Annotated in this window: 2 protein-coding genes; both read right to left on the bottom strand. The window is 71.8% G+C overall.

The window, feature by feature from the left end:
• Positions 1-199: 199 nt before the first annotated feature.
• Positions 200-11,716, bottom strand: coding sequence for an amino acid adenylation domain-containing protein (locus ACFCY7_RS23305; RefSeq protein WP_376487946.1), 11,517 nt, complete (start codon positions 11,714-11,716; stop codon positions 200-202).
• On the bottom strand, positions 11,676-13,253 hold the full coding sequence (locus tag ACFCY7_RS23300; protein ID WP_376487944.1) for an MFS transporter: 1,578 nt from the start codon (positions 13,251-13,253) through the stop codon (positions 11,676-11,678). Before ACFCY7_RS23300 ends, ACFCY7_RS23305 begins: the two co-directional genes overlap by 41 nt.
• Positions 13,254-13,281: the final 28 nt, after the last annotated feature.

Genomic DNA, 13,281 nt, shown 5'->3' with positions numbered 1-13,281 from the left:
CAACAGCCCGATTCCGCACACGGGAAGACATCGCCAGGTTCCTCAACTCCGACAAAATCAAGATCAAACCGACGTGTTGATTCCCGGCAAGCCCTTAGAGCACCTAACAGAAAGCCTGGTCGCAGCCATATCCCCTTTCGGGTAATGACGCACGGCGTGCCCCGGCGGCGATCACCGCCGGGGCCGGGACGGGCGTCGGTCAGCGTCGTACGACTATCGTCTCCGTCTCCGTCTCCGTCTCCGTCTCCGTCTCCGTCTCCGCCTCCGGTTCCGGAGCAGGGGCCGGGGTTGGATCCGGGGCCGCGGTGTCGCTCAGGCTTCGCAGCGAGCAGTCGGGGTCGTGGACAGCCGCCTCCAGGAACGCGGCGAAGGACGCGCCCCAGCTCTCCACGGTCGGGGCGGTGAACAGGTCCGTCGAGTACTCGAAGGTGACGGTGAGCGTGCTGTTCACGGACTCCACGACGACGTAGAGCTCGTTGCGGGCCACGTCACTGGTGGGCAGCCCCCGAACAGTCGTCGACACCGATGACAACTCGAGCACGGGTGGCGGGGTGGTGACCACGGTGAACAGCACGGTGGGGAACAGCTCCTCCGGTGCCAGATCGGAGACCAGGCGGACGACGTCCGTCAGGGGCAGGTCCTGGTGGTCCAGGACGGTGAACAACGTCGTGCCGAGCCGTCGGACCAGACCGCCGAAGGTCTCCTCGCCGTCGATGCGGGCCCGTAGCAGGACAGAGTCGCCGATGAGGCCGACTACGTCTGCGCGCTCGGGCTGCGTACGGTTCGCGCTGGACACCGGCAGCACGATGTCGCCGAGGGCACCGCCGAGCCCCGACAGCCAGGTGGTGAAGGCCGCCGCCAGCACGGTGTACGGGGTGGCACCGAGCCGTGCGGCCGTCGTTGCCACGGCGACAGAGGTGGCGTCGTCCAGGGTCAGGGAGTGCAGGGCACCTCGGCCCGACAAGACCGGCGGCCGCGGCTTGTCGTACGGCAGGGCGGGACGCAGCGGTACGCCGTCGAGTTCGGCTCGCCAGAACCGTTCGAGCTGCGCGCGGCGAGCGTCGTCAAGGGCGTGCTCGGCGCGGGCGACGTCGGTGAACTGGGCCGTCGGCAACGCAAGATGGGACGCGGCACCCATCCGCCGCGCGTTGTACAGCTCCGCCAGCTCGTGCCAGATGATCCCCATGGACCAGCCGTCACAGATCGCGTGATGCAGGACGGTGACCAGCACCCAGCGGTCCGAGCCGAGGCGGGCCAGACGGAAGCGGAAGAGCGGTGCGCGGTCCAGGGCGATGATCTCGGCCGCCTGCTCCTGGCACCACGAGTCGACGTACGCGTGAGGGGTGTCGGGCCCTGGTGACGCGGGCAGGTCCGTGATCGGCAGTTCCACGAGAACGTCGTCCAGGATCTCGACGACATGCAGGCCGTCGTCGCGCCGCACGGCGCGGCTGCGCAGTGCGTGGTGGCGCCCCACCAGGTCTCGCAGGGCCCCGGTCAGGGCCGTGAGGTCCAGGTTGCCGCTGAGATCGATGCGGTGGGCGACGTTGTAGACGCTCGGGTCGGAATGTGCGTGGTGACGTCGCCACAGTCGGCGCAGGGTGGAGGGCATGGGTGCGCTGTCCACCACGCGGCCGTTGCCGTTGCCGTCGGGGTCTTGGTCTTGGTCTTGGTCGGCATCGGCATCGGCGGTGTGCGCGTCCGCGGCGGCCGCGCAGCGGGCCGCGACGCCGCGGACGGTCGGTTCCAGGAAGAAGTCGGCCATGGAGACGGGCACGTCCACCAGATCCCGCACGCGGTTGAGCAACCGGATGGCGCTCAGGGAGTGGCCGCCGAGCTGGAAGAACGACACGGTCACGGGCACGTGCGGCACATCGAGTACTTCGCACCACAGGTCGTGCAGGGATTGCTCCAGGGCGGTGGCGGGCAGGGCGGCATCTTCCCGCTCGCTCGGCTCCGGCAAGGGCTCGGGCAGGGCAGCGCGATCCAGCTTTCCGGAGGAGTTCACCGGCAGCTGCTCCAGGAACACCCACCGACGCGGCACCAGATGGTCGGGGACGGTGGCGGTCAGGGCGGTGCGCAGGGTGTCGCTATCGACAGCCGGGCCGTCGGGAACCACGTAGGCGACGATTTCCGTCTCGCCGTGTCGGTCGAGGCGCGGGAGGACGGCCGCGGACCGGACCCCGGGCAGTGCGGTCAGCGCCGCCTGGATCTCGCCGGGCTCGACCCGGTGACCCCGGATCTTGACCTGGTCGTCGGTTCGTCCGCAGTACTGGAGAGTGCCGTCCGTGCGCCAGCGGCCGAGATCGCCGGTGCGGTACAGAGTGCCGGGCAGGCCGACCAGCGCTCCGTCGAGGAAGGCCGTGGCGGTCTCGTCGGGACGGCCGTGGTAGCCGAGTGCCACGGGCACACCTCCCACGTGGATCTCACCGACGGCCCCGGCCGGGACTTCGTGCCCGGCTGTGTCGAGCAGCAGGACGCGAGCGCCCGGCACCGGTGTGCCGATCGGCGGCCACGTTTCGCCCTCGGGGTCGACCCGGTGCGAGGTCGTGATCACCGAGGCCTCCGTCGGTCCGTACTGGTTGTACAGCGCGCACGCGGGGTGCGTCGCGAAGAAGCGGCGGAGAGCGGCGGTGAGCTGGAGCGCCTCGCCCGCCGAGTAGAGCTCGCGCAGTGTGGGGAGTTCCGGCCCCGTCTCCATCAGGTACTTCAACGGGGTGCAGGGCATGAACAGACGCTCGACACCGTGGCGGCGCACCGCCTCGGCGACGGCTGCCGGGTCGTGCCGCACCGCGTCGTCGATGAGGACGAGGGCGGCGCCTGAGGCCAGCGTCGTGAAGATCTCCTGCACGCTCACGTCGAACGCGGGCGAGGTCCACTGCAGGGTGCGCAGCGCGGGATGGTCTTCCAGGTGCCGGAGCACCAGGTTCACCGGACCGCGATGGGGCACGAGAACACCCTTGGGGCGGCCGGTCGAACCGGAGGTGTGGATGCAGTACGCGGGATCGTTGGGACCCGCCGCCCCGCCGAGAGGCGCGCCCTCCGTACGGTCGTCCGAGGGGTCGTCCCTACGGTCGTCCGAAGGGCTGTCCGGACTGTCGTCCGCGGTCTCGGCGGCGTCCATGTGAAGAACGGGCAGGTGCTCCGCGAGCCGTTCGTGGGCGGCCAGCGTGGTGTGGTCGGTCAGCAGCAGGACGGGGGCGCCGTCGTCGAGCAGTCCGGCCAGCCGGGCGGTCGGCACCGCCGGGTCGAGCGGCAGATAGGCGGCCCCGCTCTTGAGTACGCCCAGGAGCGCGGTGACCAGTCGCGGACCACGGGGCAGGAGCACCGCCACGCGTTCCCCGTGCGCCGAGCCTCGCGTGCGCAGTTGCCGGGCGAGCCGGTCCGCACGGCGGTCCAGCTCCCCGTACGTCACCTGCTCCTCGTCGTTGATCAGCGCGACGGCGTCCGGGGTACGCAGTGCCTGCCGCTCGAAGAGTCCGTGCAACGTGTCCGACACCGTGGGCAGCGGCTCGTCGAGGTGTCCGAGGCGGTCGAGGTTCGCACGGTCGGTGCCGGTGGGCGCGGTCAGTTCGTGGAGAGGCGCGTCGGGGGCGTCGAGGACGCGCCGCAGCACGTGCTCCACGTACTCCACGAAGCGGTGCACGGTATCGACGTCGAACAGGACCGAGTCGTACTCGACCGTGAAGCGGAGGCCGTCACGGTGGTGTGTCATGTAGATGCTCAGATCGAACGGGGCGCGGTCGCTCGGCACGTCGAGCAGCTCGGCCGACAGCCGCGGCGGGTCGAATTCCACGTCGGAGGCGTGCTCGAACTCGACCATGACGTCGAAGAGCGGATTGCGGCCGGGGCTGCGCTGGGGAGCGAGGGCGGCCACCAGCTCGTCGAACGGGACGTCTCGGTGCTCGTACGCGTCCGTGCTGGTCGCGCGTACCCGGCTGAGGAGATCGCTGAAGTCGGGGTCACCGGTGAGGTCGAGGCGCAGCGGCACGGTGTCGAGGAACACACCCACGTGGTCCTCGGTGCCGGGCTGCCGTGCGGAGACCGCGGTGCCCACGACCACGTCGCGCTGACCGCTGAACCGGCCGAGCACCGCGCCGATCGCACTGGTCAGCACCATGAAGAGGGTCGCACGGCGGCTCGCCGAGAACGAGCGCAGCCGGCTGGTGAGTTCGCCGTCCAGAGAGTGGGTGAGGCTTCCCCCGGCGCCCGACCGGACCGCCGGTCGGGGCCGGTCGGCGGGCAGGCTCAGCTCCTGGGCTCCGTCCAGCGCTCCGCGCCAGAAGTCCAGCGACGCGGCGTGCGCACCGGCGGCGGGGCGTGGTGGCGTGGGCAGGGCGGGCAGCGGAGGCAGGGTCGGATCGCCCTGTGCTCCCGCGCGGTAGAAGGCAGCCAAGTCGCGGACGAGTACGGCCGTGGAAGAGGAGTCGAAGACGATGTGATGGGCCATCATGAACAGCAGGTGCCGCTCCGCAGACAGCCTCAGCAGCCGCGCCGTGACCAGCGGGCCGTCGGCCAGGTCGAGCGGCCGCCGACCCGCGTCCAGCAGGGCGGCTCGCAAGGCCTCCTCCTCCGTCTCGCCCGAGTGGTCGTCGACGGGGAGATCCATCGGCGCTGCTGCCCGCACCTCCTGATAGGGCACCCCTTGGTGGTCGCCGAACACCGTGCGCAGGGCCGGGTGGCGCTCCGCGACCCGGTGTAGTGCGGTCCGCAGCGCTCCCGCGTCCAGCGGTCCGTCGAGACGGATGGCCTTGGGCTCGTGGTACATGGTGGTGCCGGGGTGCAGCTGTTCCACGAACCAGATGCGCCGCTGCGCGGGGGTCAGGGGAGCCCGCGCCGGAGCGGTTTCGGTCCGCCGTTCAGCGTGCCGCTCGGGGAACCCGGACAGCTCGGAGTTCCTGGAGAGGTCGGAGGACCCGGACAGGTCGTAGGACCCGGACAGTTCGGAGGACACGGACAGGCCGGAGAGCCCGGTGGTTCCGGCGGTATCGCCGGACGGATCCGCAGGCTCCACCTGCTCCTCGGTCCGAGTACGGCGCCGGACGCGGTCGAGGACGGGCAAGGCCGCCAGGACCTTCTCCTTGGCCACGCCGAAGTCCACGAAGCACGCGATCTCGTCGGCCCCGGCGTCCACCAGGCGCCGCACCGTGGCGGCGGCGGTGTGCTCGTCGCCGATCAGGGCCCGGGAGTCGCAGTAGCGCTCGTAGGCACGCCCGAGCAGGAAGTCCACGTCGTCGTCGGTGGAGTTCGCCAGGTCCACCTGGACGCCGAGACTGTTGGTCACCTGGTCGAACAGGGACAGCGAGGAGCGCAGGTACGAGATGAAGGGCCGGTACGCATCGGCCCGCGCGCGCTCGGCGTCCTCGTCCAGGTAGGTGTGCACGAGCACCACGACCCGGCCGGCCGCGGGGTCGAGTCCGTGCTCGGCCCGGGTACGTCGGTACAGCGCGATGTTCTCGGCCAGCTGCTCGACGGTCTGCGCCATCAGGTTGGTGACCACGCCCAGGCCTTCGGCTGCCGCCCGGCGGTAGCTGTCGGGGTTGCCCACCACGGCTACGTACAGGGGAAGTTGTTCCTGGACCGGGCTCGGCTGCAGCCGGATCTCGACGGGTTTCCCGTCGCCCCCCGTGGTCGGCAGCGGCTGTCCCGACCACAACTGGCGTACGGTACGCAGCTGCTCGTACATCACCTCGCGGTGCCGGCCGAAGTGGTGCGGGGCGAGAGTGAAGTCGGTGGCGTGCCAGCCGCTCGCCACGCAGAGGCCCGCCCGGCCGCCGGATATGTTGTCGACGACCGACCACTCCTCGGCCACCCGTATGGGGTTGTGCAGCGGCAGCACGACGGAGCCCGCGTTGAGCCGGATGCGGCTGGTGCGCGCCGCGAGTGCGGCGGCGAGCACGGAGGGGTTGGGGAAGAGGGCGCCGAAGGAGTCGAAGTGCCGCTCGGGGAACCACAGGGAGTGGAACCCGCTGCGGTCGGCGAACTCCGACGATTCCATGATCAGCGCGTACTTGTCGTGCGCGGCCTCCTCGGGATACTCCCCGAAGAAGTAGAGGCTGAAGTCGCAGCCGGGGGAGGGGGCGGTGGTGGGCTGGTCGTGCGCAGGCGCAGGTGCGGGCGCAGGCGTCGATGTCGATGTCGATGCCGATGTCGGGATCGATGTCGGGATCGGTGCCGAGGCCCGGGACGGGACCACAGGCGCCTGAGTGGGGACAGGAGTCGCCGGTGCCAAGGTGGGGACGAGAGCCGCCGGTGTCGGTGTCGGTGTCGGTGTCGGTGTCGCCGTCGGCGGTGCCGCAGGTGAGGGCGATGCCATGGGCGCGGGCGAGGCCACGGGCGTGCCCGCGAGCAGGGCGAGCTGCCCGTTGATCAGTCCACCGACCTGGTCCAGCATCTGCCGAGCCACCCCGAGCTGCTGAGTGAACAGGTCGTGCAGCTCGCCCGGTACCCCGGGAGCGGGGAAGGCGGGAGCCGCCGCCAGGTCCGCGACCCGTGCGGGGACCGGGGAGCTCGCGGGGGCCTGCGAGGAGGCTTCCGCCCACACCTTGCCGCCCCCCAGCTCCACCAGCAGGTCGGCCAGCCCGCGCGGAGTGTCCGCGGTGTCGAACAGCTCCCGCACCGGGACGCGTACGCCGTACAGCTGGTCCAACTCCGCCGTCAGCCCCATCAGGGACAAGGAGTCCGCGCCCAGCTCGAAGAACGAGCTGTCGGGCGTGACCTCGGCCGGCTCGTGGCCCAGTTTGCGGGCGGTCAGCTCACACACGGAGGCGAGAAGTCCGTCCGGCGCCGAGGAGGCCGCGGGCGCGGGGGAGGGCTCGGTTGATGTCATGGAGACCTCGGGAGGTAGGGGTAGTTCCGGTACGGGGGAGGGCCTGTGCGCCGCCGGACGCCGCGGGGTCCGGTCGGCGGGCTCGCCGAACGGTATGGGGCGCCGCCGCAGCGGATGGCCCGGCAGCGGGATGCGGCTCCCCGGGGGAGTGAGCGCACGCCAGTCCAGCTCGGCGCCCCGGCTGTACAAGGCGCCGAGCGAGGTGAGCAGGCCGTGCACCTGGCGCTCAGGCGCGTCGCCCGCGCCCTGCCCGGTTACCCAGCGGCTCGCCGGGACGCAGTGCCGGCCGACACCGGTGAGGGTGGCACCTGCCCCGATCTCGACGAAGTCGGCACAGCCCTGCGCGGTGGCAGCGGCCATGGCCAGGTCGAATCGGACCGGCTGCCGGGCGTGGCGACAGAGGTAGTCCGCGTCGGCGATCCACCCGGGGGCGCGCACCTCGCCGTCGACCGCCGTCACCAGCGGGATGTCCAGAGGCCGGAACACCGCCTTGTCCGCCCAGCGCCGGAACTCCTCCAGCACCGGCTGCATCGTGGGCGAGTGGAACGCCCGGTCCACGAGCAGCGCCTTCCAGCGCATCCCCTCGGCATCGAGCAGTTCGGCGGTACGCGCCAGCGCCTCTGACGGACCGGCAAGAACGATCGCCCGGGGCCCGTTGACCGCGGCCACCACGGCACCGGTGGCCCGAGCCACCCGCTCGGCGGTCGCCTCGTCGGTCCGGACGGCAAGCATGCCGCCAGGCGCGGCATCCGTCTGCATCAGGCGCCCACGCGCCGCGGTGAGTCGCAGACCGTCCTCCAGAGACAGGCCCCCCGCAGCGTAGAGAGCCGCGTACTCGCCGACGCTGTGGCCGAGGAGCAACGCGGGGCGGACACCGGCGGCACGCCACACGTCGGCGAGCGCTGCCTGGTGGGTGAAGAGGGCCGCCTGAGCCGTTCTGGTGGGCCAGACCGCCTCGCCCGCACCGTCCTCACTCTCTGCGGGGGTTCCCTCGTCGAGAAGCAGCGACAGCAGGTCGTCGCCGCCCTCCTCGTCCGCGAAAAGCCGCGCACACCTGTCGATCGTGCTCCGGGCCGCCGGGTACGCCCGGTACAGACCCGCGGCCATGCCGCGGCGCGCGCTGCCCTGCCCCGCAAAGGCGAAGGCGACCGGCCCGAGAGGCGCGGTTGACGCCGCCGGCGGTTCGCCGAGGGACCGCGCCAGCTCCTCGGCGTCCCGACCGACGGCCGTCGTGCGCGCGCCCCGGTGCGGCCGGCCGAACGCCAAGGTGGCCGCCACGTCGGCGGCCCGCTCCTCGGGGTGTCGTAGCAGGTGGTCGCGTACTCGTCCGGCGTACTCCGGCAGCGTCTCGGCGTCGCGGGCGGACACGGGGACCAGTACGGGAAGGTCGGATACTGCGGCGAGCCCGGACACCGGCCGCGCGGCCCCCGCGTACTCCTCCAGCACGACGTGCGCGTTGGTGCCGCCGACACCGAGCGCGCTGACTCCGGCCCTGCGCGGCACACCGTCCGGGACCGTCCACGGCCGCAGCTCGGTGGCCAGGGTGAGTGGACCGCCCGCCAGCTCCAGTTCGGGGTTGGGGCGGCTCAGGTGCAGAGTCGGCACCAACGTGCGGTGCCGCAGCATGAGCACCGTCTTGATCAGCCCGGCCATGCCGGCGCAGCTGTCGAGGTGCCCGATGGCCGGCTTCACCGAGCCGACCGCGCAGAATCCCGTACGCCGAGTGGACTCGCCGAGGGCGCGGCCGAGCGCCCGCAGTTCCACGGGATCGCCGAGCCGGGTACCGGTGCCGTGCGCCTCGACGTACGAGATCGTCTCCGCGGGCACGCCCGCCCTGCCCAGGGCCTGCCGCACCACCTCGGCCTGGCCCGCGACGCCGGGCGCGCTGAAACCGACCTTGTCCGCACCGTCGTTGTTCACGGCCGAGCCCAGGATCACGGCGTGCACGGTGTCCCCGTCGGCGAGGGCTCGGTCGAGCCGCTTGAGCAGGACGGCGGCCACGCCGTTACCACCCACCGTGCCGTCGGCCGCCGCGTCGAAGGCCCGCAGACGCCCGGTGGGCGACAGGATCGACCCCGGCTCGCTGACGTAGCCCGACTCCTGCGGCAGATGGACGGCCGCGGCCCCGGCCAACGCCAGGTCCGTCTCACCGCTCAGCAGCGCCTGCACCGCGAGGTGCACGGCGACCAGCGATGTGGAGCAGGCGGTCTGCACGCCGATGGCGGGACCCGTCAGCCCGAGGCGGTACGCGACGCGCGTAGCGAGGAAGTCCGGCTGCCGCCCGACAGCCCGCTGGATGGCGACCCCTGGCTCCTCCTCGCTCCCCGCCCCGTGACCCGGGTGCCCCGGACCGTCCGCCGACTGCTGCTGCTGGTGGTCGTAGAGGTTCATACCGGAGCCCGCGAACACGCCGATGCGCGTGCCCGGCGCGGTGGACTCGTAGCCCGAGCTCTCCAACGCCTCGTGGCAGCACTCCAGGAAGAGGCGGTGCGCCGGGTGGGTGAGGCCGACTTCCTTGGGACTCATGCCGAAGAAGTCCGGGTCGAACCCGTCGACATCGTCAAGGACCCCGCCCACGGGTACGTGCCCATGGGGGCGTTCCTGCCCGACTGTCGCCGGCTCGGTGTCGCCGAAGACCCGGATGCTGTCCACACCGTCGCGAAGATTCGCCCAGAACGTCTCCGGCGAGTCCGCTCCGGGGAACCGCAGCGACATCCCGACGACGGCGATCCGCCGCTCGGCGTCGTCCCTGGAACCGTCCCCGGAACCGTTTCCGAAACCGTCGGCGGGATCGGCCTCCGGCACGGCGGTCGCGGCAGGACCCTCCGCCGGAGAGACGGACTTCGCGAGGTGCGCGGCGAGCGCAGCGGCCGTCGGGTGCTCGAAGAACGTCGTCTGAGCGATGCCGACACCGAGCCGCTTGGCCAGGCGGGCGCGTAGCTGCACCAGCCGCACGGAGGTCAGTCCCAGCTCGTAGAACGGGACCTCCATGTCCACCGTCGAGCCTTCGAGTACGGCCTCCAGCTCCTCCCGCACCGTACGTGCCACCATGCCGGCGGATGAGGCGGATGAGGCGGATGAGGCGGATGAGGCGGACGAGGCGGACGAGGCGGAAGCGGAGGGAGGCAGGGGAGCCGTGGCCCCGGTCCGCACTTCGGGAGCGGCCGTCGCATCGAAGGCCCCGGCGATGAGCCGGTCCCGGAGCTCCGCGCGGCGAACCTTCCCGGCCGGAGTCCGGGGGAACTCCCCGACCGCTACGGGCAGGACGTGGGCTGCGGTCAGCCGGAGCCGGGTGAACAGCGCGGCACGCACTTCGGCCGCGATCCGTACGTCCGCCTGGGCGCCGCGGCTGACGAAGAAGACGGCCAGTTCGTCGGTACCCCGGGCTCGGTCCGGTACGCCACAGGCGGCCACCTCGCCCTGGCGTACGCCGTCGACGGCGGCGGCAACCTCCTCCACCTCGTGGCAGTGGACGTTGTGCCCGTTGATGATGATGAGGTCCTTGCGCCGCCCGGTGATCACGACCTGCCCCTCGGCAAGGAACGCCAGGTCACCGGTATCAAGCCACTCCCGGCCCGCTGGATACGCCGCCGCGTCCGCCTCCGGGTTGTCGACGTAGCCGGGCGTCAGACGTGCGGCCGAGTGCACCTGGAGCCGGCCGATCGTGCCGTCCGGCACGATGACGTCGTGGTCGTCGACGACGCGCAACGTGACGCCGTGCGCGGGTGCCCCCGCCGCGACGAAGGTGACGCAGTCCTCCTCCGGCGTCTGCGGACCCGCTGCCACCGGGTCACCGCTCAGACTGCTCTTCAGCAGACGGTGCACCGTGCCCGGCCGGTCGAGCCGCCCGTACGTGACCCCCGTGACCGTCTCGGCCATTCCCCATGCCGGAACGATGTGCCCCTTGCGTATCCCGTACGGTGCCGTCGCGTCGAGGAAGCGCTCCATCACGGGCAGGACGATCTGCTCGCCCCCGCACACCATCGTCTTCAGACCACGCAGGTCCCACCGCCGCGCCGTCGGGCCCTCCGGCCGTCGGGCGAGCGCATCCACGACGAGCTGGTAGGCGAAGGTCGGCGCCCAGCCGTGCCGCGCGCCGTGCTCGTCCATGAGGTCGAGCCAGCGCAGCGGGTCCGCCAGCACGTACTCGGTCGGCGCGTGCACATTGGTGCAACCCGCGAAGACCGCGAGCAGGTGGTAGAGCAGGAACGCGCCACTGTGATCGACCGGCAGCCAGTTCACCATGGTGTCGTCCGGACGCACGTCCAGGACACGGCGGCTGCTCGCCGCGAAGTCCGCGAGCCCGGCGTGCGTCAATCGCGCGGCCTTGGGTGCTCCTGTGCTGCCGGAGGAGAGCATGAGCAGGGCGGTGTCGGCTCCGTCCGGCTCGCAGTGGTCCTCGGCGGGCGCTGCGGACAGGCCGTCCCGCGCGAGCATCGTGCGGAGCGAGGGCGCGGCCTGCGCCAGCGCCGCCTTGCCGGCCTCGTCGGTGAGTACCAGTGGCCCGTCGAGCAGTCGGTGCGCCTGCAGGAGGCGTTCCAGGGCTGGGGTCCCGGCTATGGGCTGCTCGGCAAGGGCCGTGGGGAGTATTCCGCCGAGGACGCATGCCCAGAAGGCGGGGAAGAACTCGGCCAGCGGTAGCCCGCACAGCAGGACGGTGTCGCCGCGGTGGACCCCGTGAGCCCGCAGCGCGCCGAGCAAGTGCCGTGCCTTGTCCAGGAGTTCGGCGTAGGACTGGCCGGATGCCCGACCGTCGGTATCGAGTGTGATCACGGACCCTGGGGCGGACTGGGCGGCGCGCAGTAAGGCCTCGACGGCGTCGCGTGGATCGTCCTTTGTCCACTCGAGTTCAGGTCCTCGACAGAGTGCTTGTCCCGGTGGTCGTGTCATGTGTTCCTCGCTTGGCTTCGAGAGTGTGCGTGCGACGTTCGCCGGTGCGCGATGCGCGACGCCGACGGGTCGATACGTGCAGCGATGCGAGCAGGGCCAGGGCGCCGCAGAAGGCGACGCTGTGGAAGGCAGTCACGACGACGGCGGCCGGCAACGTCTCCAGCGCCGCCGCGGTCGCGATGGTGCCGAGGGCGAAGCCCGACTGCTCGGCCGAGGCGGACAGGCCGAAGAGCCGGCTTCGCAGCGGCTCGGCGGCGGCCTGGAGACGTGAGGCATAGACGATCTCGGTCCAGCCGTCCGCGAACCCCGCCGATGCGGCCGCCGCCACCACGGCGGCCGCGGGCAGTCCCCAGAACACCGCCGCGAACGACAGCGCCATCGCGCAGGTGCCCAGAGCGAACGCGCGCTCCCCCCAAGCCGCCTCGCTCTTCCTGCGGCGCAGCACCAGGTGGGCCAGGAACGTCCCCACCGCCCAAGTGGCCCAGAAGCGGGTCATGAACAGAGCGGATTCACCGGGATGCGCGTCGTGCGCCACGACAGGCAGTGCGACGTTGTGCGAGGAGGACGCGAACGCGTCGATCCCTCTGAGCGCGATCATCATGATGAGCAGGCTGGACAGCGGCGCACCCGCCTGCCGCCACCGGAACAGCGAGCGCCGGGCAGGACTCTCCGGAGGGGCCACGGCGACGGGATCGCCTGCTTCCGTACCCGTACCCGTACCCGTACCCGTACCCGTACTCGCACTCGTACCTGATACCTCACCTGCGGCCTTGGTAGCCGGGTGGTCAGTGTCGGACGCCGGCTTCGCGGTCGCGGTCGCGGTCGCGGTCGCGGTGTGCGGTGCAGGTCCGTTGCCTGCCCCGCCCACGCCTTCCCGCACGCCTTCCCCCGCGCCCTCCCGCATGCCCTCGGCCTCCGGCGCCTGCCGCAGCGTCAGGAGCGTGATTGCGGAAATGGCGAAGCCGGCCGCGTTGCAGGCGAAGGCAAGCGGGAAGCCGCCGAAGGCGATGACGGGAGCCGCCGAGGCGAAGCCCACCACCGTGGCCAGGGAGCGCCCCATCACCAAGGAACCGTTGGCACGGGCCCGGGCCGCCCCGCCGACCAGGGCGGGGACCCAGCTGCGCAGGGCCACGGTGGAGAACGTGTTGCCCGCGCCGAGGACGGCGACAGCCGTGGCCAGCACCCACGCCGAGGTGCGTCCCTCACCGAGTGCCAGGACGAGCATCGCGACGCCCCGGGCGACGTCCGCGCCGATCATCACGGACCGATGCGCGACCCGGCTCAGCAGCTTGCTCGCGACGAACCCCGCCACGAACCCGCACAAGAGCCGCAGCGCCATGACGGCGCCCACGCCGAAGGCCGTACCCGTCACCGCGTAGGAGAACAGCCCCAACGCGATCAGGCTGAGGTAGTTGCCGCACGCCGAGACGGCGTACGCGCAGACAAGGAGGCGGAACCGGAGGCCAAGGCCCGCCGACTGCCGGACGTGGGGCCCGTCTGCCGGGCGCGCGCGATGCGCACGTCCTGTGCGGTACATGGGAGCTACTCCGATCTGGTTCCGCCCT

Source organism: Streptomyces sp. NPDC056361, assembly GCF_042262805.1.
Lineage (GTDB): Bacteria > Actinomycetota > Actinomycetes > Streptomycetales > Streptomycetaceae > Streptomyces.
The sequence above is the reverse complement of the archived record's forward strand: the minus strand, read 5'-3'. Positions and strand labels throughout refer to the sequence as shown.

Excerpts from the sequence above, each read along its gene's own strand:
- ACFCY7_RS23305 (WP_376487946.1), bottom strand. The coding sequence starts at position 11,716 with ATGACACGACCACCGGGACAAGCACTCTGTCGAGGACCTGAACTCGAG.
- ACFCY7_RS23300 (WP_376487944.1), bottom strand. The coding sequence starts at position 13,253 with ATGTACCGCACAGGACGTGCGCATCGCGCGCGCCCGGCAGACGGGCCC.